17 protein-coding genes and 1 tRNA gene are annotated in these 21839 nt (G+C 41.6%); 8 read left to right on the top strand and 10 right to left on the bottom strand.

What is annotated here, in order from left to right; genetic code table 11:
• Nucleotides 1–192 precede the first annotated feature (192 nt).
• The 7 genes from ACQFX9_RS00525 to ACQFX9_RS00495 form a co-directional block, all read right to left on the bottom strand.
• On the bottom strand, nucleotides 193–2925 hold the full coding sequence (locus ACQFX9_RS00525; protein WP_427163046.1) for a tetratricopeptide repeat protein: 2733 nt from the start codon (nucleotides 2923–2925) through the stop codon (nucleotides 193–195).
• A gap of 72 nt (nucleotides 2926–2997) precedes the next feature.
• On the bottom strand, nucleotides 2998–3456 hold the full coding sequence (locus ACQFX9_RS00520; protein WP_427160229.1) for a hypothetical protein: 459 nt from the start codon (nucleotides 3454–3456) through the stop codon (nucleotides 2998–3000).
• Nucleotides 3457–3681: 225 nt separating this feature from the next.
• Nucleotides 3682–4359, bottom strand: coding sequence for a class I SAM-dependent methyltransferase (locus ACQFX9_RS00515; protein WP_427160228.1), 678 nt, complete (start codon nucleotides 4357–4359; stop codon nucleotides 3682–3684).
• A gap of 390 nt (nucleotides 4360–4749) precedes the next feature.
• Nucleotides 4750–6276, bottom strand: coding sequence for a slipin family protein (locus tag ACQFX9_RS00510; protein WP_427160227.1), 1527 nt, complete (start codon nucleotides 6274–6276; stop codon nucleotides 4750–4752).
• A 31-nt stretch (nucleotides 6277–6307) separates the two neighbouring features.
• Complete coding sequence (locus ACQFX9_RS00505) at nucleotides 6308–6898, bottom strand: YdeI/OmpD-associated family protein (RefSeq protein ID WP_427160226.1); 591 nt, start codon at nucleotides 6896–6898, stop codon at nucleotides 6308–6310.
• A 391-nt stretch (nucleotides 6899–7289) separates the two neighbouring features.
• Nucleotides 7290–7360, bottom strand: a tRNA-Ile gene (locus tag ACQFX9_RS00500).
• A gap of 241 nt (nucleotides 7361–7601) precedes the next feature.
• Nucleotides 7602–8537: a carbohydrate ABC transporter permease gene (locus ACQFX9_RS00495; RefSeq protein WP_427160225.1), complete on the bottom strand. Its 936-nt coding sequence runs from the start codon at nucleotides 8535–8537 to the stop codon at nucleotides 7602–7604.
• A 322-nt stretch (nucleotides 8538–8859) separates the two neighbouring features.
• On the opposite strand from ACQFX9_RS00495, the gene ACQFX9_RS00490 reads away from it, so the two are divergent.
• Nucleotides 8860–9501, top strand: coding sequence for a hypothetical protein (locus ACQFX9_RS00490; RefSeq protein ID WP_427160224.1), 642 nt, complete (start codon nucleotides 8860–8862; stop codon nucleotides 9499–9501).
• Between the two features lie 21 nt (nucleotides 9502–9522).
• On the opposite strand, the gene ACQFX9_RS00485 is transcribed toward ACQFX9_RS00490, so the two are convergent.
• Nucleotides 9523–9978 carry a MarR family winged helix-turn-helix transcriptional regulator gene (locus ACQFX9_RS00485; protein ID WP_236141721.1) on the bottom strand — a complete coding sequence of 152 codons (456 nt, stop codon included), beginning with the start codon at nucleotides 9976–9978 and terminating at the stop codon, nucleotides 9523–9525.
• A 337-nt stretch (nucleotides 9979–10315) separates the two neighbouring features.
• On the opposite strand from ACQFX9_RS00485, the gene ACQFX9_RS00480 reads away from it, so the two are divergent.
• The 4 genes from ACQFX9_RS00480 to rlmN all read left to right on the top strand — a co-directional run bounded on the left by ACQFX9_RS00480 (nucleotide 10316) and on the right by rlmN (nucleotide 14554).
• On the top strand, nucleotides 10316–11551 hold the full coding sequence (locus ACQFX9_RS00480; protein WP_427163045.1) for a bifunctional sterol desaturase/short chain dehydrogenase: 1236 nt from the start codon (nucleotides 10316–10318) through the stop codon (nucleotides 11549–11551).
• 227 nt (nucleotides 11552–11778) lie between these two features.
• Nucleotides 11779–12282 (top strand): DUF6174 domain-containing protein, encoded by a 504-nt coding sequence (locus tag ACQFX9_RS00475; protein WP_427160223.1) that lies wholly within the window; start codon nucleotides 11779–11781, stop codon nucleotides 12280–12282.
• A 168-nt stretch (nucleotides 12283–12450) separates the two neighbouring features.
• Nucleotides 12451–13338 carry a hypothetical protein gene (locus tag ACQFX9_RS00470; RefSeq protein WP_427160222.1) on the top strand — a complete coding sequence of 296 codons (888 nt, stop codon included), beginning with the start codon at nucleotides 12451–12453 and terminating at the stop codon, nucleotides 13336–13338.
• Nucleotides 13339–13486: 148 nt separating this feature from the next.
• Complete coding sequence (gene rlmN / locus ACQFX9_RS00465) at nucleotides 13487–14554, top strand: 23S rRNA (adenine(2503)-C(2))-methyltransferase RlmN (RefSeq protein ID WP_427160221.1); 1068 nt, start codon at nucleotides 13487–13489, stop codon at nucleotides 14552–14554.
• On the opposite strand, the gene ACQFX9_RS00460 is transcribed toward rlmN, so the two are convergent.
• A complete protein-coding gene (locus ACQFX9_RS00460; protein ID WP_427160220.1) occupies nucleotides 14494–14769 on the bottom strand; it encodes a hypothetical protein in 276 nt (91 codons plus the stop codon). The genes rlmN and ACQFX9_RS00460 overlap by 61 nt on opposite strands.
• 175 nt (nucleotides 14770–14944) lie before the next feature.
• Nucleotides 14945–16615: a transglutaminase domain-containing protein gene (locus tag ACQFX9_RS00455; protein ID WP_427160219.1), complete on the bottom strand. Its 1671-nt coding sequence runs from the start codon at nucleotides 16613–16615 to the stop codon at nucleotides 14945–14947.
• 356 nt (nucleotides 16616–16971) lie between these two features.
• Between ACQFX9_RS00455 and ACQFX9_RS00450 the strand changes: the two genes are divergently transcribed.
• The 3 genes from ACQFX9_RS00450 to ACQFX9_RS00440 all read left to right on the top strand — a co-directional run bounded on the left by ACQFX9_RS00450 (nucleotide 16972) and on the right by ACQFX9_RS00440 (nucleotide 21803).
• On the top strand, nucleotides 16972–19842 hold the full coding sequence (locus ACQFX9_RS00450) for a cation-translocating P-type ATPase (protein WP_427163044.1): 2871 nt from the start codon (nucleotides 16972–16974) through the stop codon (nucleotides 19840–19842).
• Nucleotides 19843–20042: 200 nt separating this feature from the next.
• The gene (gene recF, locus ACQFX9_RS00445) at nucleotides 20043–21170 is read left to right on the top strand and encodes a DNA replication/repair protein RecF (RefSeq protein WP_427160218.1); all 1128 of its coding nucleotides are present in this window, start codon (nucleotides 20043–20045) and stop codon (nucleotides 21168–21170) included.
• A gap of 204 nt (nucleotides 21171–21374) precedes the next feature.
• Nucleotides 21375–21803 (top strand): hypothetical protein, encoded by a 429-nt coding sequence (locus tag ACQFX9_RS00440; protein WP_427160217.1) that lies wholly within the window; start codon nucleotides 21375–21377, stop codon nucleotides 21801–21803.
• Nucleotides 21804–21839 lie beyond the last annotated feature (36 nt).

Below are 21839 nucleotides of genomic sequence, written 5' to 3'. Positions count from 1 at the left end.
TTGCGTTAGCGTAGCGGGACGTTAGTCCATTGCGAATTGCGAATTGCGAATTGGTATTAGTTGGAAACAGGAACATTCTCGTTTGCAATACGAAAGTTCGGGTTCTGAACATGAAACTTTGTGTTCAAAACAGGAAACTTGGAGATAAAAGCTTGATTGATGCGGTTGGGAAGGTAAATTTTCGTGTTCTCATTAGAGAGAATCGCGTAAAATTGCTAAATTCTCACGCACAGTCACAGTATTAGGATGATTTGCTCCTAAACTTCGCTCCCAAATATTCAAAGCTTGGGAATACAGAAATTCGGCTCGCTGGTAGAGTCCTTGGGATTTGTAGAGATATGCCAAGTTGTTGAGGCTGGTGGCGACTGAGGGATGATTGTCTCCCAGCAGGCGTTGTCTGAGTTCTAAAGCTTGGAGATACAGGGGTTCGGCTTGGTCGTACTTTTCTTGGGAATGGTAGAGATTTGCCAAGTTGTTGAGGCTGGTGGCGACAAGGGGATGATTGTCTCCCAGCAGGTGTTTATTGAGTTCTAAAGCTTGGAGATGCAGGGGTTCGGCTTGGTCGTACTTTCCTTGGGATTCGTAGAGATTTGCCAAGTTGTTGAGGCTAGTGGCGACTGAGGGATGATTGTCTCCCAGCAGGCGTTTCAACAGTTCTAAAGCTTGGAGATAGAGGGGTTCGGCTTGGTCGTCCTTTCCTTGGGTGCGGTAGAGATTTGCCAAGTTGTTGAGGCTAGTGGCGACTGAGGGATGATTGTCTCCCAGCAGGCGTTGTCTGAGTTCTAAAGCTTGGAGATACAGGGGTTCGGCTTGGTCGTAGCGTCCTTGGGATTCGTAGAGTAATGCTAAGTTGTTGAGGCTGGTGGCGACATCGGGATGATTGTCTCCCAGTAGGCGTTTATAGAGTTCTAAAGCTTGGAGATACAGGGGTTCGGCTTGGTCGTACTTTCCTTGAGTGTGGTAGAGTGATGCCAAGTTGTTGAGGCTCATGGCGACATCGGGATGATTGTCTCCCAGCAGGCGTTTATAGAGTTCTAAAGCTTGGAGATACAGGGGTTCGGCTTGGTCGTACTTTCCTTGGGAATCGTAGAGTGCTGCCAAGTTGTTGAGGCTCATGGCGACATCGGGATGATTGTCTCCCAGCAGGCGTTTATAGAGTTCTAAAGCTTGGAGATGCAGGGGTTCGGCTTGGTCGTACTTTCCTTGGGAATCGTAGAGTGCTGCCAAGTTGTTGAGGCTCATGGCGACATGGGGATGATTGTCTCCCAGCAGGCGTTTATAGAGTTCTAAAGCTTGGAGATACAGGGGTTCGGCTTGGTCGTAGCGTCCTTGGGATTCGTAGAGTAATGCTAAGTTGTTGAGGCTGGAGGCGACATCGGGATGATTGTCTCCCCGCAGGCGTTTATAGAATTCTAAAGATTGGAGAAACAGGGGTTCGGCTTGGTCGTAGCGTCCTTGGGATTTGTAGAGTAATGCTAAGTTGTTGAGGCTAGTGGCGACATCGGGATGATTGTCTCCCCGCAGGCGTTTATAGAATTCTAAAGATTGGAGAAACAGGGGTTCGGCTTGGTCGTACTTTCCTTGGGAATAGTAGAGAAATGCCAAGTCGCCGAGGCTAGTGGTGACATTGGGATGATTGTCTCCCAGCAGGCGTTGTCTGAGTTCTAAAGCTTGGAGATACAGGGGTTCGGCTTGGTCGTAGCGTCCTTGGGATTTGTAGAGTAATGCCAAGTTGTTGAGGCTAGTGGCGACTGATAAATTATTTTCTACTACCACTAAATGAGGTATGGCGAGGGAAAAAGTGTTACTTTGATCAAGTGTCTTAGTTTTAATAATGTTTTGGAACACTTCTATCATTACTTGAGAAAGCAATCGCTTAAATTCCTTTGCCCTGTCTAAACCTGTAAGCTTAGATTGGAAAAATTCCCGCAGCAATGGATGTAGTTGATAGATTCCCTCACCTTTGTGCTGGAGTAAATGCAGATTCAATAACTTATCATCCCGGATTTTTTCTAACTCATCCTTATCTTTCTCTGGTAGGTGATGTGTGGCGTTGGTGAGTCGGGATATAAAACTCAAAAACCAGCTTTTGCGCCTTTTCGCCTCAACTTGTTGCACCAAATCCCAGGGTATCGGTGCAGCTGCAAATAAACTGAGTAAACAGCCTAATAACTTATCATCCTCTGCTAATTCCTGCCAACTCAACTCAAAGGCGGCTTTTATTCCCCGTTGTGCTGTCATATCTGCTTCTGGGCTGACAGTTGCAGGTTGTTCTAGTCGCTTTTGCTTTAATTGCCCCATAATTTCCGATAGGGACAAATCCGGTTTTCGCGCCAGATATCGCCCCACCAACTCTAAACCCAAAGGCAAATACCCCAGCCATTCGCACAACTGTTTTGCTACATCTAATTCTTTCTCAATTCGCCCTGGTGTTTCTGCCAGCAAAGACCGTAACAACTCTAACGCTGCATCTGGTTGTAATACATCTAAAGATAATTGCTTGATACCTGCACCCAACTTTTTGCGGGTAGTCATCAACACTTTAAATCTGGAAGATGCGCCCTGTAGGTAAGGTCTGATTTGCTGGTAATCTGTGAGATCATCCACCACCAGCAGCACATTACCCTCACGCCAGTTCCGCCAGCAGTATTGTACTTGTGCAGGTAAATCAAATTCTTCTGGTGGCTTTAAATCAAGCTGAGTTCTGGCAAACCGCACCACTTGAACGCCAAAATCCTCAACTTTCGCCTGTAACCAGCACAGTCCACCTTTGTAGTTTTCGCGCTGAGTCATGGCATATTGCAAGGCGAGTTCTGTTTTACCCAGTCCACCCATTCCCAAAATAGCTGCAATGGCTACTTGGTTATTTTCCTGCAAAAGTTTATGGAGTTGTTGCAATTCTTCATCACGTCCCACAAATTTCACCACCCCACTCAGGGGTAAATTTTGCGGTATTTCAGGATTTGACTTTACCCGTTCCTGTCCGGGCGACTGTAGTCAGTTGTATGTGTTGTGCTGTTCCCCAATTGTGATTTGTTGGGCAACCATTGCCCCTTTTTCAGCTTGGATACTTTCTGCTAACTTGGCAAAGTTATTCACAATTGCTGGCTGCGCTTGAATTTCTGCGGCTAATTTTTGAATTTCCTCAGCCTTGGGGGATTTATCTTGATTGATTGTCGCTTCTACTTCCCGCACCGATTGAGCAATTTCGGTATCTTTATCGGCTGCTGCTTTCAACTCCAGCACAGCTTGACCATAATCTAACGGCTGCTGTGTGTCTTCCTGTGACGTATTGGCTAACAGGGGCAGCTTATTTTTCTGGCGTAGCTTGGCGATTAACTCGTTACTTTTTTCTAATGCTGCTTCTCCCAGCTTTTCGCCTGTTTTTTCTAAAGCCTTAGTTAAAACTATAGTAGCGATCGCAGTTCCTACGGCTGTTAATGTTACTGGTTCCATAACTTAACAATAATATTACGAGATTATACTGATTTTCCACAGCATAACAGTTTCTCAACAGAGAAAAAAGCACAAATTATGATGCACTCAACCCAGACGTTAAGTAGAACCTAACCCCCTAACCCCCTTCCCTACGAGGGAAGGGGGAAAATTAAAGCCTCTCTCCTTGTAGGGGAGAGGTTTGGAGAGGGGTTTTCTACGTAGCGTGAAAATTCAGGTTCAGTGTCACCTATTACCTGTTCCCTGCTTTAAGGCTAGAGTCAAGCCGTCGCCTATGGGGACAAGACTGATATTCACTCGCTGGTCTTGTAGTAGTTTTTCATTGAAGGCGCGGATTTTTTTGGTGCGGTTGTCTTGGACTTGGAGGTCTGCAACTCTTCCTGACCATAGAACATTATCAATGGCTATTAGTCCTCCAGGACGGACTAGTTGCAGCGATCGCTCATAATAGTTTTCATAGTTGCTTTTGTCTGCATCTATAAAGGCAAAGTCAAATGTCTCTGCTTGGCCTGCTGCTATTAAATTATCTAAAGTTTCGAGGGCTGGGGCAATGTGGAGGTTAATTTTATGGTCTACTCCTGCTTGTTGCCAATAACGTCGGGCGATCGCTGTAAATTCTTCACTAGTATCACAAGCTACTATCTGCCCTTCAGGTGGTAACGCTAACGCCACTACTAGGGAACTATAACCTGTAAATACTCCTATTTCTAAGGTTTTCTTTGCTCCTAATAATTGCACTAACAAAGCGATAAATTGTCCTTGTTCTGGTGCAATTTGCATTCTCCCCATTGGATGTTGGGCTGTTTCTTGGCGTAATTTAGTTAATATTTCGGCTTCACGTAAGGAAACAGATGTTAGGTAATCATATAGATTTGATGCTAATCCCAGTGTTTTAATTGTCATTGGTTGCTAATTGGAATTTCTCTGAGTTTTAATTATAAAAATAAATTGAGTCTCTATCTAAAGATTAGTTATTGCTGATGTATCTTTCAATCTCCAGGACGATAAATACTCAACAGTAAACAGCTAACTTTAAAGCAGATGAATGGTTTAAATCCATCATCATCAGTAAGAGAGTTGTGTACTTGTTTTCGTGGTCAGATCAATAGCGTGTAAAGTGTGTGAGGAGTTCTTAATTCACGTACATTGACCAGCAATTAGTACGTTAAACCAAATATCCGGGGTAAAAGACCTACACTTTCTAAAAGTAAGTGAGAGGGCAAATAATTAAACCTTGGGTTTTATGAATCCAAGGTTTAATTTATATATGAAAATAACAGGAACTGACTAAGATTAATTGCGATTAATCTGAATTAATTCGGTCAAAATACTATCTAAACTCCCATTAACTTGAATTTTCTCAATTTTTTCAGCAATTCTTTCTAACACTTCTAATTCCTTCAAGCGTAACGCGATGGGGTTATCTTCCATCACCTTGGCTGTATTTAACATACTGCGAGTAGCAGCTGTCTCTTCACGACGACGAACTACGTTGGCTTGGGCGGCTTTTTCCGCTTCTACTACTTTGCTCAAAATTGTTCTAATTTCGCCAGGGAGAATGATGTCTTTAATCCCTACGGAATCTACTGCAATTCCGTAGGCGGAAGTTTTTTGACTGATGTATTCAAAAATACTCTGGTCAATTACGCCTTTATCTTCTAATAAAGCGTCTAAGGCTTTTTCTCCCACAGCAGCACGTAGAGCAAACTGTAGTTCTTTGTACAGATAGCCAGTTATATCTACTAGTCCATTTCTAGCAGTAAGGGGGTCTACAATCCGATAGCCTGCTGTTAAGTTTAAACGTAAGGGGACTTTATCTTTAGAGAGGATGTCTTGTCCTGAGACTTCCAGAGTTTGCTGACGCAAGTCAAAGACTTCTGTTTGTAAGGAACGTCCAAATAGCCACCAAGCGTGTTTCCCTGGTTGTAGCTGTGTTTGAAACTCCTGATTGATATATAGTAACCCAATGTTTTGCGGGCGCACTTCGCAGATATGCAGGAAATTGCGACTCAAAACTAAAGTCTCTGGTAAGCCAGAAACTAACTCTGTTACTAAGCGAGAAGACAACTTAGTTTCAGTGCTGATGTCAATTACTTCCACTTCCACACCCCGCCAAAATAGTTTGCGGCTGCATGGCGGTAGAATAGAGATGACTTTGCCTTGATAACGGGCGATCGCAACTTGGTGATTCTGTAATTGTACTATTTCGCAATAAGCCGCTACAAATTCGGGATGTCGTTCAATTAATACATCTTCTAGGGGAAATTCTGGATTGGGTAAAATCCGGCTGAGAGTTTTCACCGCCACACTTCTATTTACATCCCAAAAAGCATATTCTCCTGGTTCTAGTGGACGCACAAAGTTATTCTGCACATACAGCAATCCAATCTCATGTTCAGAAACTTGAAAAGTTTGAATTCCACTTAAATAAATTCCCCGTAACTGCTGTGCAAACTCAGCAGGTAATTCTAAGCTTTCATTTACGTTGAAAACATGAGATTCGACTTCAATAAAACCACGCCAAAAAGCTATTAATTGATTGGGGGAAACACTCACCCAAGTTTGACTGCACCGTACTAAAGCCGCTTGATTAAATGCTGTACGCACTACTAATAAATATCGCTGTAATTCCTCACTATGATTCCGCCATAAAAGTTCTAAATTTTCTATATTTGCCTCTGGATAATTGAGGTCATAGGTTGTTACGTGCCAATGCACACCTAAATAAAAATAAGTTCCAGGCGGCAAGATTTTCTTAAAATCACTACGATGATACAGCACCCCAATTTCATGAGGCTTGATGTAAAATGTTTTCCACATATAATTTTCACCTACTAATCAAACTTAAAACTTAGAAAATTACTGATAAGGGACTTTTATTTTGTGCTGCTGAATTTACAGTTTGCTCAATTCGCTTCTTTCTGGTTTCTGGACGTTTCGCGCTAGCAATCCAAAAAAGAATATTCTTTTTAGTTGAATTATTAAAGCCGGCAAAGTAATTATTGGCAACTTCATTACTTGCTAGTGCTTGTTGCAAGTCTTCCGGGATAATTAATTCCTCAATCGCGTCTAAAGTAGTCCATGAACCGTCTTGTTGTGCGGCTGTAATTTTTGCTAAACCAGCCTCCTTCATTAAACCTTGGGCAGTTAATTCTGTTATATATTGCTTATTTAATTTCGACCACACACTTTTGGGTTTACGCGGCGTAAATATTTGCATATAACGCTCTGCATCTAGAGATTTAACTTTACTATCAATCCAACCAAAACATAAAGCTTCTTGAACTGCTTCACTATATCTAATGCTTGGTTTTTTACTTTTGACTTTATAGTAAATTAACCATACACCAACAGAACTTTGATGGTTATCCTCTAACCATTCCCGCCATGCTTGACGATTTGCAGCATGAAATGTCTCTAGTTGGTTCTCGAATTTTGACATGATTAAAACTTGTTCATCGGGAAATCAGTAAACCATAAACAATGAAATAATACATATACTACATTATATTTTTAAACTCTGCAAATGTAGGTGTTTACAGTTTAGTTGCGGGTAAATTGTGTCTCCAAAACTGGATGAAGATAACTGCGATCGCCAAAACTACCCAAAGGTAATTTTACTATCGATAACAGTCATCAAATATGCCGTTCAGTTTGTCGGTTTTAGACTGAAACTGAAGGGACATACTCAAATTAGGGAGAGAAACAATCACTCTAGCTTCTTTACTGCTACCACTGATAATTCAGCAGTAAGCCTATATTGCAGAGTTTTTCATCAAATCAAATTCGTTGAATTTGCTACTTTTACAGAGTAGTGTCCTTCCGGACGGGGGAGAAAGTGCAGGACTCGAACCTACTACCTATCGATTATGAGTCGATCGCTTTATCCAGTAAGCTTACTTTCAGGGCGTTTGATGCAGGCAAAAAGCCCACTCCTATCAAACGGGGCGGGAGTAGTGACGCATCGGCTTTGCGGTATACACTCAATCCAGAGGTTGGCGCACCAGTGGGGTATCCAGAACCCACACTATAGCTTGGCTGATGTATTACTATTCCACTACTTAATGTAACACAAGAGTAATCAACTGTGTAGGGGCGTGAACTGAAAAACTCAATCCAAAATCTAAAATCCAAAATTCGGAGGGTCAAACCAGATTATCGCCCCCTGGTTGACTAACAATTAATCGCAAAACTGATAAACCTAAAATGATGAGAAATAACACTAAACCAATGGTGCAAGCATAACTAATTTCCAGATTACTAAACGCTTGCTCATATAAATAGTAAACAATTGTTTTGGATCTATTTAACGGGCCACCTTGAGTCATAATGTAAACTTCTTCAAATACTTTAGTTGCAGAAATTGCAGAAATTACCGCCACCAAAGCAATATAAGGTTGCATTAAAGGTACAGTAATGTCCCAATGTTTACGAATACCGTCTGAACCGTCAATTGCTGCGGCTTCATAGACATCAGCCGGAATAGATTGTAGTCCTGCTAAGTAAATTACCATGTAATAACCCAATCCCTTCCAGATAGTAACTAGCATGACACTAGCTAAGGGAATAGGTACAATGCCAAATAACTTAATTGGAGGAACGCTATCAGTTAACCAAGGAATACCTTCTGGAAAAAGACCGAATATTTTCAGCAATTCATTTAACAATCCCTTCTCAGCGTATAGCCACTTCCAAGCTATCCCCGCAACTACCATAGAAATTACTACTGGTGTGTAATATGCGGCACGAAACCAATTAATTCCGCGCAGTTTTTGGTTCACTAAAATTGCCAAGCCTAGAGGTAAAATAACTAAAATAGGAACTACACCCACAAGATAGAGTAAAGTATTTTCTAAAGTTTTCCAAAAAACTTTGTCTTCCCACAAACGCAGGAAATTCTTCATTCCTACCCATTGTGCTGGTTGACTAATATCTTCATAGCTAGTGAAGCTGAGGTAAAATGCTTGCAGTGCAGGCCAAAATACAGTTAAACTCAGGAGAACTAAAGCCGGTAGTAGAAATATGTAAGGAGTTAACTGTCGTTTAATCGATATCCAATCTTTAGCTGTTAATTGCGTCATTAGAGTAATTTATATTTACAGAATATAAACAGAAATTTTAACTTGAAGTTAGGTGATCAGGGAACAAGAAACAGGAAACAAAAACCGTGTTGATGGTTTTTCAGAAATCAAATAGGAATCCTATATTTGATTTTTGAAAAGAACTCAGTACACTTTGATTCCTTCTTTCCTGTTCCTCCGCTCAGACTTCTCTCTGTTCCCTGTTCCCTGTTCCCTCCCTACGCAAATAATTTCAGGAATAAAAGCGGATTCCTATAGTAGTATTTTAGGAAAATTAGTATAATAAATAGAATTTATTTACAATAAAAAACAGGAGTATTTTGTGACAGTCGCAGTCAGAAGCTTTACGTCTATTTTGATGATGTTGGGCATAATCTCTATTACCAGCTATGCTCAAGCGGCAATTACAGATGAGCATTATATGTTGTCCCAAAATGCTGTAGCAAGTTTGCCCGTTAATTCCGCATCTTATGTGAATTCATTAGCGGAAGAAATCGCTAAGTTAGAGGGTGAGCGTGCTTTACTACTATCCCGTTATTTGAATAACTCACCTCAAGTTATAACTATTAATAATAAAATTCAAACCCTGCATCAACGCTATGCAAAAATCGGTGGCAATAAAGTCCTGTTGAATCAAACATTAGCCAAGCACTTAGTGAATAAAATTGCTAATTTAGAAGTTGAAACGGCATTACTATATGCTAGATATTCAGAAATATCGCCACAAATTGCGGTTGCTGAACTAGATGTGAAAAATTTGCGCGATCGCTGGTCAAAAGTTCTCGAATCTCAAAGTAAAATCCCACTGAATAATGCTGTTTCCCAAGCAATTGAAAATAAAATACTCACCCTCAAAGGGGAACTGACACAGTTACAGGCAAGATATCATCAAAATAGCATAGAGGTTGTAGTAGTTGAAGAAAAAATTAAAATGTTACAAAAAAGATTAGCTATGTATCGTTAATCAATTAATATCATCCTTCAACTAAGGAGATAGTTCCGTTTTCTCAAAAACATTTTTTAACAGCATTAAACTGTGTTCAATTTGGATGATCTGTTCTGGTGTCAAATCTTCTAAAATATCAGAGATGTGGGCGCGAGTTTTATCTTGGGACTGCTCTAATAAATCCTTACCTGCCGGTGTTAAATTGAGGACTATCCGCCGCCGTTCCTGGGGATGATCAGTACGCTGTACCAGATGACGCTGTACTAATCGCTCAATAGTGGTTGAAGCTGTCGCACAGGTGACACCGAGATGATCTGCTACCTCCGATAGTGAAGCACCGGGACGACGCTTCAAAAACGCCAGCGATCGCAATTGTGGTATGGAAAGAGAATCAGCACTATGACTCCGCATATCAGCTCGGATAAACCGCATCAACAATGGAATTGTGTCCATTACTCTAACTGCACATTCTTGGGAAGGTTTTCCGAGCTTCATGAAACTGTTATTCTCCTAATAAAACGCCACCTGTACAGTCAGTTGTCTACAGATGACACTTAAACTTAAGTTAATGCTAACAAGAGAATTGTACAGTCTATACCAACGCCTGTAGATAATGGGCATCGGGCATTGGGCATGGCGCATTGGGCATAGCGCATTGGGCATAGAGTATGGAGAAAGAATCTACTTTGTCTCCCTTGTCTCCTAATCCCCAGTCCCCAATCCCCAATCCCCAATCCCAATCCCCACTAAATTTTAGTTTGCTTTGTAACTTGTTCTTAATCTATCCTGATCACAATATGAAAAAAGATTAAGACAAGTGGCGAGCAAAAAAATGCTGGAAAGCTTCACTGAAATTACAAGCAAATTACAAGTCAATTGGGATCTCGTAAACACTGGCTTACAGTTCGTTACCTGGGGGTTATTTTCCCTCTTCCTCACGGAAATACTTAGAGATATCTATCATGCTTTGTGTCATAAAGTTATTTGGCTGGGTAAATTCCACAATAAACATCACACAGCATATCGTCGTGATTTATCGATAGTTTCCCTCAAAGCTTATCAGGAATCTCAGCTGTATCACGACGTTTTAGAATCAGGTATTTTATTCACAGCATCAATTTTAATTGCCCTCATTTTCCGGCAATGGGGTTTATGGTTGGGAGTCGCTTACAATATTGTATTTTTGTCTGCGGCATATCTAAGATATTCTCAAGGCACAATTGATACAGACTATAATCACCAACCAGGGCCTTTAGATACCATACCTTCTATGTGGTTGGTGAATCGTTCTTATCACTGGCGACACCATTTTGATGATGTTAATGCTTACTATAGTGGTGTATTTTCCCTGGTAGATAAGGTTTTGGGAACAGCCCTATCTCTCAAAGGGAAAACCATTGCCATTACTGGTGCATCAGGTGCTTTGGGACAAGCATTAACAGCAGAATTACTGAAAAGAAATGCTAAAGTTGTGGCATTAACTACTAACCCAGATAAACTACCAACGGATAACGGTATCAAAGTAGTTTCTTGGCAATTAGGTAATGAAGCGGAACTGCGAGCCAACTTAGAGAAAGTCGATATTTTGATTATTAACCACGGCGTAAATGTTTATGGCGATCGCACATCACAAGCCATTAACTCTTCCTATGAAATCAATACCTTTTCTGCACTGCGGTTAATGGATATATTTATCGCCACAGTTACAGGGCCACAAGCTAAAGCCACTAAAGAAATTTGGGTAAATACATCTGAGGCTGAGGTAAACCCAGCGTTAAGTCCACTTTATGAACTCAGTAAACGTACCTTGGGAGATTTAGTGACTTTGAAACGCTTGAATGGTGAATGCGTGATTCGCAAATTAATTTTGGGGCCTTTTAAAAGTCAACTTAACCCCTATGGCGTAATGTCCGCATCACAGGTAGCCAGTGCAATTTTGTTTTTAGCCCGGCGTGATTTCCGTAATATTATCGTGACTATCAATCCCATCACCTATGTGCTGTTCCCTATCAAGGAAATGAGCAATTGGCTTTACTACCGAATTTTTAGCAAGAAAGTTGCCAATTAAAATATCGGATTTTGCTGCATATTTACGAAATGTTAAGAATCTTTGGGGGTGCGTTAATCACTGCATAACGCACCCCGATTTTACTGATGAATTTTCAGTGCTTAATTTCGATATTATTTTTAATCAAAAAATAATATTAGCTTAAATAATCTCATAAAAAATGGAGATTGTACTCAAAATCCAGCGAAACATCCTAAATTTCCCTATTAAAACCACAAAGGATAACTATGCGTTTACCCCTAATTCTTAGTGCCGGATTATTGTTTTCTTTAGGAATGAATTTACCTGTGATGTCTCAACCTACCGTAGAGGTAGCCCAGATATCATCAAATAGAAAGCCGAATTTAGAAGCCAGAAGACTGCAATTTAACCGCAGGTTATGGAACAGCAATAATATTGTTAATTATCGCTACACATTTAGTAATGGTTGTTTTTGTACACCTGATGCTAGAGGCCCTGTAGTAATTGAAGTTCGCAACGGTAAAACAGTTTCTGTTACTTCAGTGGCTACAGGTCAGCCAGTGAGTAATCCCGAATTTTTCCAAAATTATAATACAATCCCCAAACTTTTTAATGTGATTGGCGATGCCATTGCAAGACAAGCCGCAAATTTAGATATAAGCTACAATCCTCGATATGGTTATCCCACCCAAATTAATGTCGATTACAATGCTCAAATAGCTGATGAAGAAATATATCTGACTATTGAGAACTTAGAAATAATTCGATAATTATCACCTCGCGCTCAAAATATCTAGTCTGTTCTTGCTCTGTATTTAGCAACAGTAGTTGATTTTACCATCTCTGACTTTTCAAAGAAGTTGGGGATTTTTTAATGAAAAATTTGCTGTACAGTATTTCATAAAATCAAATATTAGGAATAATAACTCACTACAACTATGTCTAGACAAATCCACATTTTGTTACAAACTACAATTCCCTCAGTTGAGGATGACTGGAATATTTCTAGATTCTCTCTGCTAAAAGAATATCTAGAATCAATTAAAGATGAAACAGGACAACAATTATTTGTAGTCACGGGACGCGATCGCCTTTCGGATGCAGCCGGAGATGATCCGATTTTAAGTAGTTTAGATCAATCAGATTTTAATCAATTATGGTTATTCGCCCTAGATGTTGGTGAGGGGTTAACAGCCAAAGATATTGCCGGAATTAACGCCTTTAGAAAGCGGGGTGGGGGAATTCTTTCCACACGCGATCATCAAGATATGGGCTGTTCTATGTGTGGCATTGTGGATATTGGCGATTTGCATTATTTTAATACCAAAAATCCTGATCCTGATGATTCTCGCTGGACTCGCGACGACCCCCACACCACTTATATTTCCTGGCCAAATTATCATTCTGGCGCGAATGGCGATTATCAAAAAATCATCCCTGCCGAACCCAATCATCCCCTACTACAGAATCCTGATTCCCCAACTGGGTTAATTGAATTGTTTCCATCCCATCCCCACGAAGGCGGCATAGGAGTGCAACCAGACTCAACAGCAAGTGTGATTGCATTTGGTGAAAGTATAGTTACGGGGCGAAAATTTAACCTAGTGGTAGCGATGGAACATTACACAGACACAGAAGGAAACAGATTAGGAAGGGCGATCGCTCATTCCAGTTTCCATCACTTTGTTGATTACAATTGGGACATTGACAAAGGCTGTCCTTCCTTCGTCGATGAACCACCAGGAACAGGGATGAAAACCGAACCACAAGCCCTAACAGACATCAAAACCTACGTGCATAACGCCGCCCTCTGGCTAGCGGCTTGAAACTCCCTAATCCCCTGATTTACTCAGGGTTTCTCAGCAAATCATAGAAAAATGGCGATCGCTACCTTATGGTTTGATGATAGATTCCCGACTAAATTAAGTTGAAGGTTGTAGTATAGAGATTCAGAGCTTGAACTTGTGATTTTTTATGTCTGCTACGCCTCTTGTTTCCCCAGCTAACTCAACCATTCCCGAAACAGCAACTTTACCTCCGTTACTCGGTGCTTCAGTGACGGAGTTAACTGCATGGGTACAGCAGCAAGGACAACCCGCCTACAGAGGAAAGCAACTCCATGATTGGATATATCACAAGGGAGTGCGATCGCTAGCGGATATTTCCGTATTTCCTAAGCAATGGCGCGCCGATGTCGCAGATATCCCCATCGGGCGTTCTCAGATTCATTATCGTTCCGTGGCACCAGATGGCACAGTTAAGTACCTTTTGCAACTATCCGATGGGCAGATTGTAGAAACAGTAGGAATTCCCACAGAGAAGCGGTTAACTGTTTGCGTTTCTACTCAAGTGGGTTGTCCGATGGCGTGTGATTTCTGCGCTACTGGTAAAGGTGGCTACAAGCGGAATTTAGGCAGACATGAAATTGTTGATCAAGTCTTAACAGTGCAGGAAGATTTTCAACAACGGGTGAGTCATGTGGTGTTTATGGGCATGGGTGAACCGTTGTTAAATACGGAAAGTGTTTTAGATGCGGTAAAATCCTTAAATCAAGATGTGGGAATTGGACAGCGATCGCTGACTATTTCTACAGTAGGAATTCGCGATCGCATTCGTGAGTTAGCGCAGAACCATCTACAAGTAACTCTGGCTGTGAGCCTCCATGCCCCTAACCAAGCCCTAAGAGAAAAAATTATACCTAGTGCGCGTCCCTATCCCATTGAGGATTTACTAGCTGAATGTCGGGAATATGTGGAAATTACAGGTAGACGTGTAAGTTTTGAATACATTTTGCTAGCTGGTGTGAACGATTTACCAGAACACGCCTTAGAACTAGCCAAACGTCTGCGTGGCTTTCAAAGTCATGTCAATTTAATCCCCTATAATCCCATTCAGGAAGTTGATTATAAACGACCGAAGAGCGATCGCATTCAAGCTTTTGTAAAAGTTCTGCAACAGCAAAAAATCGCCGTTAGCGTCCGCTATTCCCGTGGTTTAGAAGCTGATGCCGCCTGTGGACAATTGCGAACAAGTAATTTGTGATCATCCACAGTTGTATATTCGCCAACTGCGTATTCATTACGAACTGCTTGAATTTCTACTTGTGTCTCCGTATCATCCTCGTACAAAGATTCTTCAGCTTCAAAAATTTGTTGCTCAATCATCTGTTGTAATCGTAGTTTTTCTTCTAAATTAAGAGACGATATTACTTGTGCTAAATCTTCTAAGGAAAGTTGTAATTTAACAATGGCAGGCATTTTGCAACTACTTTCGTCGTTTTAGCCTTATTTTAACGTCAATATTCATGTTGGGTTAAGTTCCGCCACTCTAGCAAAACCCCAAATTAATACCAACCTTTCCCCAATCCCCAATCATTCTTCAATTTTGAATTTTGAATTTTGAATTTAGTTAGTCCCCAATCCCCATATTCCCTTAAAACGGTGGTAATTCCTGAAGAATGGTGAAGCGGATATGATTAATCGCCAAATCACCTAGAGGAATATCTTCTTTAGTTAACCTTTTACCTTGACTGCTTAATGTTTCAAAGGATATGCCTTTACCAATTTCGATGTGATACCAACATAAACCCATGAAAAAGCGGGTGGGATAAGGGCCATAATCACCTAAATCATCGGGATTAGATTCCATTGGCAACCAACCAGTACCAGGGATATAGAATTCTAACCACACATGATTAAAATCTGGTTGTAGGGGAACTCCTTGATGTTCGCCATTTGGGGGACATTTGTATCTACCCACAGTACGGCAAGGAATGTCATTCAGGCGACAAAGTGCCAAAAGTACCCCTACATACTCCCCACAAGAACCTACACCCCTTTCTAAAACTATATCGGGCGTATCAATATGGGGTTTGATGCCATAGGAAAGTTCATCATAAACATAGTTGCGGATGCTGTACATTTTCCGCAAAAGGTTTGTTTCCGTACCGATGGCTTCACGGGCGGAACGCCGCACAATGGCTGTATCCATTGCTAAATCATCATTGTCCACCAGATAGCGAGATGCAATTTCTGGGGAAATTTCGGGAATCTCTTCCACATCTTTGGGTGTAATGCGGTATTTAATCCCCCGTACTTCCAATTGTGCTTTCCAGCCAAATATATGTCGTTCGCCAGGGACAAGAGACTCAAATTTAAACACAGCTACCCGTTGTCCATCAATAATTTCTTCTGTGAAGGGTATACCGATGGGTTCAACGTGTTTCACCTTTTGACGTTCGGTTTCGGAAGGAAGGGCAATGCGCCATTCCACATCAGGTAAATACACCTCTTCTAAGGGGGCTATTTCCTCGACGTAGGACATTTCAATCAGATAGCCATTCGAGAGGGCGTATTTTTGATCTGGTGCGTGATGGTAATAAAGAGGGTGAATAAAAGTGCGATCGCGGTATGTTAATTCATGGTTAGGATCGGCGTTGGGGTTATCCCGAATATAAGGTTCTTCGGAAGCATAGGCTACAAATAGACTTTCCTTCCCTGTTGACGTGTCTAGGTGTATAGCTATGCCCGTAGGTGAATCAAAGGGAGTTAACACGCTAAATTTCACTTCCCCAGTCGCCCGATCCATAGAATACACCGTTTGTTCAGTGCGATCGCAAATCCACAGGGTTTCTCGATTCACGGCTAAATTTTCTACCCCAACCCCAGGAGTATAAAATCTGGTAATTTCTTTGCGGCTATCACGGTCATAAATCAGAATGTAGCCTAATTTCTGACAACTCACATAGACTGTGGAGTCCCAAACAGCCACACCATCGGCGGCGTAGGGTAAAGTAGCAAAATGTTCTAAAGCCAAAGATGACAGTTTAGATACATAAACACTGTTACCACGAGTTACCCAGAGTGTATCTTCCCAAACAGCTAAACCTTTCACCTCACTAAATTCTCTGGTTTGGTGAGGGTTAATGATTCTACTGTTATCAGTATGAGGGTCAATTTCTAGTAAATGCCCCTTAATCGTATCAATCGCAATCAGTCGGTCTTGGATAAATGCAATGCCACATAAAGCAGCAGCAGTCAACGGTCGAATTGTCCTTTGCCCAAACATTTGGCTAGTTGTCAAACTGGTGGGTGCAAAACTCATATTAAGCTTTATTGGGAACTAGGGATCGGGGATTGGGGATTGGGGATGGGGAAGTCGTGGTTATCAACTCATTACTCTCTCACTCCCCTTTTTTTTGCAGTCGCTCCCCTTGGGCAAAGAAAGCCCAAGACCGTGCTGCTTTTTGGTTCACTTCTATGAGATATTAAAATATCTTATAAAGAAATCTGGCTTAAGTAATAATACATATGAAGTGCCGCCAAAAATTGACGTTGACTAATAATTTCGTATCATAGCCATACGAGTTGACCATAGTTTTAATGTAACTTGAGTGGATGGTTTTCCGTCCGTTACTCAATTATGATCAAATCCTGTAACCATTTTTTGTGACTGACACAATGTCTGCTAATTCTCTGCCTGAAAATATCACCAGTTGGCATAGTTTGGAAGTTGATAAAGCACTCGGCCTGCTCTCTAGTAATGCAGATAGTGGCTTAAGCGTAGAAGCAATTGAACAAAGGTTGCAAAAATACGGCCCCAACGAACTAGAAGAACAGGGAGGTCGTAGTGCTTGGGAAATTCTGCTAGATCAGTTCAAAAATATTATGTTGTTGATGCTGATTGCAGTAGCTTTCATTTCTGGGTTTTTAGATTTTATGGCTTGGCAAGCCAATACACTCAAACCAGGAGAAGTGCCATTTAAAGATACAGTTGCTATTTTGGCGATTGTCATTCTCAACGGTGTTTTAGGCTATGTCCAAGAAAGTCGGGCAGAACAAGCATTAGCCGCCCTCAAAAAAATGTCTTCTCCTTTGGTGCGAGTCCTCCGCAACGGCAAATTAGTGGATGTCGCAGCTAAAGAAGTCGTCCCAGGGGATGTGATGCTGCTAGAGGCTGGGGTGCAAATAGCCGCCGATGGCCGTTTGATTGAACAAGCGAATTTACAGGTGCGAGAATCAGCCCTGACAGGTGAAGCAGAAGCAGTTAGTAAACAGGCGAATATTACATTACCAGAACAAACACTTGTAGGCGATCGCGTTAATTCTGTATTTCAAGGAACGGAAGTTGTCCAAGGACGGGGTAAGGTACTGGTCACAAATACCGGGATGCGTACCGAACTAGGAAAAATTGCTGAACTTTTGCAGTCAGTGGAAACTGAACCTACCCCACTACAGCAACGCATGACCCAATTAGGGAATGTGCTAGTCACGGGTTCTTTGGTCTTGGTGGCGATCGTTGTGATTGGCGGTATTATCGTTGCCAGAGGTTTTAGCAATTTACAAGAACTTTTAGAAGTTTCTTTAAGTATGGCGGTGGCTGTTGTCCCAGAAGGTCTACCTGCCGTCATTACCGTGACTTTAGCACTGGGAACTCAGCGTATGGTACGCCATCAGGCTTTAATCCGCAAATTACCTGCGGTGGAAACTTTGGGTTCTGTCACCACAATTTGTTCTGATAAAACTGGTACATTGACTCAGAACAAAATGGTAGTGCAGTCAGTTTATACCAATCAACAAAACTTCAAAGTCACGGGAGAAGGTTACGCACCCGTGGGAGAATTTTACTTAGACAGTGATGCCGATTACCCCATTGTGCCAGAAGAATATCCTGAAATTGCCTCTTTATCAGTGGCTTGTGCTGTTTGTAACGACTCAGTGCTGCAAAAAGAAAATGGAGAATGGGCAATTTTAGGCGACCCCACAGAGGGTGCTTTAGTTACCCTAGCTGGAAAAGTAGGTATTGAAAAAGACCAATGGCTCAGTAAATTACCCCGTGTTGGTGAATTTCCTTTTTCCTCAGAACGTAAGCGGATGAGCGTAATTTCTCAGGTAGAAAAGGTGTCCACAGGAGAAGCATCTGTAACAGATGTTGACCCCAAAATCGCCGGATTACTCAACAATGAACCTTACATCATGTTTACTAAAGGTTCGCCGGAGTTAATTTTGGCGCGGTGCAGTGGGATTTATCTGGGTACAAACGCCGCACCACTAACCGAAGAGCAACGCAGTCAAGTCTTGGCACAAAATGACAAAATGGCTAGCAATGGTCTGAGGGTGTTAGGTTTTGCCTACAAACCCCTCTGGGAAGTACCACCAGAAGGCACAGACGAAACCGCAGAAGAGAGTTTGGTGTGGTTAGGCTTAGTGGGAATGCTAGACGCACCCCGCCCGGAAGTGCGCGCCGCCGTCCAAGAATGTCGAGATGCTGGAATTCGTCCTGTGATGATTACTGGCGACCATCAACTAACCGCACGGGCGATCGCCACAGATTTGGGTATTGCTCAAGCAGGTGATAGGGTGATCACCGGTCAAGAATTACAAAACATGAGTGACGAAGAACTCAAAGAGCAAGTTGACCTAGTCAGCGTCTATGCACGGGTAGCCCCAGAACACAAACTGCGGATTGTACAAGCCCTGCAAAATCGCGGTAGATTTGTCGCTATGACTGGGGACGGTGTCAATGATGCTCCTGCTTTAAAACAAGCTGATATCGGTATTGCAATGGGTATTACTGGTACTGATGTCAGTAAAGAAGCCAGTGATATGGTGCTGCTAGATGATAACTTTGCCACCATTGTCGCCGCTACCAAAGAAGGTAGGGTAGTATACACTAATATTCGTCGTTTTATTAAATACATCCTGGGCAGTAACATTGGGGAAGTCCTCACCATCGCCGCCGCACCGCTTTTAGGACTAGGTGGTGTTCCCCTCACACCTCTGCAAATTCTGTGGATGAACTTAGTTACAGACGGTTTACCAGCTTTAGCATTAGCAGTAGAACCCCCTGAACCAGATGTGATGAAGCGTCCGCCTTTTAGTCCCCGTGAAAGCATTTTTGCTAGGGGTTTGGGTTCTTACATGGTTCGCATTGGGGTGATTTTCGCCATCATTACAATCATTTTGATGGAGTGGGCTTATACACATTCCCAAACATTCACCGGGGAAGGATTAGACCCTGAAAGATGGAAAACAATGGTATTTACTTCCTTGTGTATTGCTCAAATGGGTCATGCCATCGCCATTCGCTCGAATAATCAACTAACTATTGAGATTAATCCTTTCTCGAATATATTTGTGTTAGGAGCTGTAATTGTCACCACGATTTTGCAACTCATGCTGATTTATGTCCCACCCTTAAGAGCATTTTTCGGTACTCACTGGCTACCCCCCACAGAATTAGCAATTTGTTGTGGTTTCAGTGCTTTAATGTTCGTCTGGATTGAAATGGAAAAACTCTTCTTCCGCTTTATGGGCAAAAAGACCGTGTAAAAAAAGGTAAAAGTAAAAAGTAAAAAGAGAAGAACATAAGAATGATTGCTTTTACCCTCAATATAGTTAAATTTTAGTTTCCTCAACAGGTAAAAGTTAATCCTCTTTTCTTTTGCCTTTTACCCTGTGGGTTCACCACTTGCTTTAAGCCGGGAGACCCGTCCAACGCAGTGGCTCACCTTTTTACTTTTGCCTTCCCTATGTACCTCAAAACCTTACATCTCCGGCATTTTCGCAACTACCAAGAGCAAGAAGTAAAATTTACTGCTGCTAAAACGATTTTGGTGGGGAATAATGCCCAGGGAAAGTCTAACTTATTGGAAGCAGTGGAGTTATTGGCAACATTGCGATCGCATCGGATGGCACGCGATCGCGATATTGTTCAAGAAGGTGAGCCAGTAGCCAAAATTGATGCTGTTGTAGAACGACAAACTGGCGTAATTGACCTCAGCTTAACTCTGCGTCGCAACGGTCGCCGCACTGTAGCCTTAAATGGGGAATCTTTGCGGCGACAAATGGATTTTTTGGGTGTCCTCAATGCTGTGCAGTTTTCTAGCTTAGATTTAGAATTAGTCCGTGGTAGTCCGGAAGCAAGGCGTAACTGGTTGGATACTTTATTAGTCCAACTAGAACCAGTTTATGCCCACATTTTACAGCAATATAATCATGTGTTACGCCAACGCAATGCCCTGTTAAAAAAGTTGCAGGATTCCATCTCCAGCACTCAAAAATCAGAACTGGCTTTGTGGGATGCACAATTAGCCATTACTGGTACAAAGGTGATTAGAAGACGCGATCGCGCACTACAAAGACTAGCACCAATTGCAGCAGCTTGGCACGCCAGCATCAGTGGTAGCACTGAGGTTTTACAGATTCAATACGCACCAAATGTTCCCTTAACCGAAACCCAGCCAGAACAAGTCCAGCAGGCTTTTTTAACCAAAATACAACAGCGAGCCGTCGCCGAACTCAACCGCAATACCACCCTTGTCGGCCCCCATCGGGACGAAGTAGAATTAACTATTAATCAAACTCCGGCGCGTCAATACGGTTCTCAGGGTCAGCAGCGCACCTTAGTATTAGCCCTCAAATTAGCAGAATTGCAACTAATTGAAGAAGTTATTAAAGAACCACCATTACTTTTGCTGGATGATGTTCTAGCTGAACTAGATCCTTCCCGGCAAAATCAATTACTTGATGCTATTCAAGACCGCTTTCAAACCCTAATTACAACAACTCACTTAAGTTCTTTTGATGCTCAATGGTTGAACTCATCTCAAGTTATTTGTGTACAATCAGGACGAATATTATCACCAAATACACTTTGATCAAAGCTATTTTATATTGAACTATGCGAATCCGACTTGATTATTGAAATTATTTGCATAGGTAGGAAACAGGGAACAGAGAACAGGGAACAGAGGTGTACCTAGCTTCGCAGAAATCAAATATGATTCCTATATTTTATATTGAGATAATAATTAATTAGGAATTCAGAGTATTTTAATTTTCATTAAATACTGATTTAAATCATGACAATATTATCAATGTTTAATCAAAAAATTACCCTTAGCCAGAGTGAAATTATCTCTTTAGGAGCATCATTGCGCCAAATTGAACAAAAAGTATTAAAACAGAAACTAAATGAAGGTAAGCTAAAGGTTTGGTTTCAAGGAGAAGAACCTTATTTTGATGTCTTATTTGAGTTGCAAAATAATGAAATATTATGGTTTGAATTTACTTTACGTGGTAAATCAATTTCCTGGGATCGGAGGAAAAACAAATTACAAACAGGAACTACCAACGAGTTAAGTATTAATGATGCTAGTTTCTACGCGGCTAGCAAAACTATTGATAATGATATGCAAACAGATTGGGATTTTATCCAGTTGGTTAAATCAATTCTGGAAACTAGAGCCAAGGAAGAAATCTTTGCTAAAGCATTAATGCTGTTTGACTAGCCTTTCTGAATCTACTGAATTACAAACTCATCTGCG

This window comes from Aliinostoc sp. HNIBRCY26, from assembly GCF_050235535.1.
In the GTDB taxonomy this organism is placed as follows: Bacteria; Cyanobacteriota; Cyanobacteriia; order Cyanobacteriales; family Nostocaceae; genus Trichormus.
Note: the sequence above shows the minus strand (reverse complement) of the source record. Positions and strands in the feature narration are given on the sequence as shown.

Coding starts and splice junctions, on each gene's coding strand:
- ACQFX9_RS00505 (WP_427160226.1), bottom strand. CDS start 6,898: ATGTCAAAATTCGAGAACCAACTAGAGACATTTCATGCTGCAAATCGT.
- ACQFX9_RS00510 (WP_427160227.1), bottom strand. CDS start 6,276: ATGTGGAAAACATTTTACATCAAGCCTCATGAAATTGGGGTGCTGTAT.
- ACQFX9_RS00460 (WP_427160220.1), bottom strand. CDS start 14,769: ATGCCTGCCATTGTTAAATTACAACTTTCCTTAGAAGATTTAGCACAA.
- ACQFX9_RS00515 (WP_427160228.1), bottom strand. CDS start 4,359: ATGACAATTAAAACACTGGGATTAGCATCAAATCTATATGATTACCTA.
- ACQFX9_RS00495 (WP_427160225.1), bottom strand. CDS start 8,537: ATGACGCAATTAACAGCTAAAGATTGGATATCGATTAAACGACAGTTA.
- recF (WP_427160218.1), top strand. CDS start 20,043: ATGTACCTCAAAACCTTACATCTCCGGCATTTTCGCAACTACCAAGAG.
- ACQFX9_RS00475 (WP_427160223.1), top strand. CDS start 11,779: ATGCGTTTACCCCTAATTCTTAGTGCCGGATTATTGTTTTCTTTAGGA.
- ACQFX9_RS00520 (WP_427160229.1), bottom strand. CDS start 3,456: ATGGAACCAGTAACATTAACAGCCGTAGGAACTGCGATCGCTACTATA.
- ACQFX9_RS00485 (WP_236141721.1), bottom strand. CDS start 9,978: ATGAAGCTCGGAAAACCTTCCCAAGAATGTGCAGTTAGAGTAATGGAC.
- ACQFX9_RS00450 (WP_427163044.1), top strand. CDS start 16,972: ATGTCTGCTAATTCTCTGCCTGAAAATATCACCAGTTGGCATAGTTTG.
- rlmN (WP_427160221.1), top strand. CDS start 13,487: ATGTCTGCTACGCCTCTTGTTTCCCCAGCTAACTCAACCATTCCCGAA.
- ACQFX9_RS00470 (WP_427160222.1), top strand. CDS start 12,451: ATGTCTAGACAAATCCACATTTTGTTACAAACTACAATTCCCTCAGTT.
- ACQFX9_RS00440 (WP_427160217.1), top strand. CDS start 21,375: ATGACAATATTATCAATGTTTAATCAAAAAATTACCCTTAGCCAGAGT.
- ACQFX9_RS00455 (WP_427160219.1), bottom strand. CDS start 16,615: ATGAGTTTTGCACCCACCAGTTTGACAACTAGCCAAATGTTTGGGCAA.
- ACQFX9_RS00480 (WP_427163045.1), top strand. CDS start 10,316: ATGCTGGAAAGCTTCACTGAAATTACAAGCAAATTACAAGTCAATTGG.